This window comes from Flavobacterium bomense (assembly GCF_003970355.1).
This window is the reverse complement of record NZ_RYDJ01000274.1, coordinates 1-1050: the sequence shown is the minus strand read 5'-3', so window position 1 is coordinate 1050 and position 1050 is coordinate 1. Positions and strand designations below refer to the sequence as shown.

The 1050-nt window shown below is 29.4% G+C and carries 1 protein-coding gene and 1 pseudogene; one reads left to right on the top strand and one right to left on the bottom strand.

Annotated elements, in window-relative coordinates:
- Positions 1 to 190: pseudogene (locus EKL98_RS17785) on the top strand (aspartate aminotransferase family protein); the annotation flags it as partial.
- 21 nt (positions 191 to 211) lie between these two features.
- Here the strand turns inward: EKL98_RS17785 and EKL98_RS17250 are convergent.
- A partial coding sequence (locus tag EKL98_RS17250; RefSeq protein ID WP_126563261.1) for an ATP-binding protein occupies positions 212 to 1050 on the bottom strand: 839 nt, incomplete at its 5' end.

Sequence of the window (1050 nt, the reverse complement as noted above, 5' to 3'; positions counted from 1 at the left end):
TGCTTCTGGCGAAGATTTGAAAGTTACCAACCTAATTGCTGCAAACGTAAGAGAATTGGGATTATATACTTTTGTTCGTTGGGGATATATTTTTATCGCTCCGCCTTTATGTATTAACGAAAAAGAAATAGACGAAGGATTGGCAATTATCTCTGAGGCTTTGAATAATGCAGACGAACGTTTAGTATAATAAATACGGTTTGTTGTTTGACTAATAATTGCAACTTTTATGAAAAATTGAATCAATAATTTCAAATATTTTTTCTTTGTCTAAAGGTTTAGAAACATAGGCGGTAAAGCCTAATTCCATAATTTTCTCATAATCTTCAACCGAAGCATAAGCAGTTTGTGCAATTACAGGAAGTTTTGGATTAAAAGAATTTATAATTTTAAAAGCTTCAAAACCGTTCAAAACTGGCATTTTAATGTCCATTAAAACCAAATGAATATCTACGTTTTCTCTGCATATATCAACCGCTTCTTGACCATTAATCGCTCGTAAAACTTTATATTTTTTTAATTCTAAGATTCTCTTTATCAATAGAAAATTAATATTATCATCCTCTGCGACCAAAATTGTTTGATAATTTTGTTTGACAGCAACATTCAACACATTGATTTGATTTAGAATTGGAATTGGAATTGATTCGTCATAAATTAATGGAATTGTAAACTTAAACTCAGAGCCTACTTTAATTTTCGAATGTACACTTATTGTTCCGCCAAGCATTTCGATATATGCCTTGGATATAGCCAAACCAAGACCTAAACCGCTTAGCGCAACAGAAAATTCATCTTCAATTCTCCTAAATCTATCAAAAATTACTTTTAAATTTCCTTCGTCTATTCCTAATCCAGTATCTTTTACGATAAACTCTATATTTTTATCTTCCTCATTAATTTGATAACCAAAGGTAACTTTCCCTTTTACAGTATATTTAATGGCATTAGAAATTAAATTGACGATAATTTGCTTTAGTTTTACCTCATCAGTAAGAATATTATTTGAAATACTAGTCTTATTTTCAACAAAATATAAATCTAATTCTT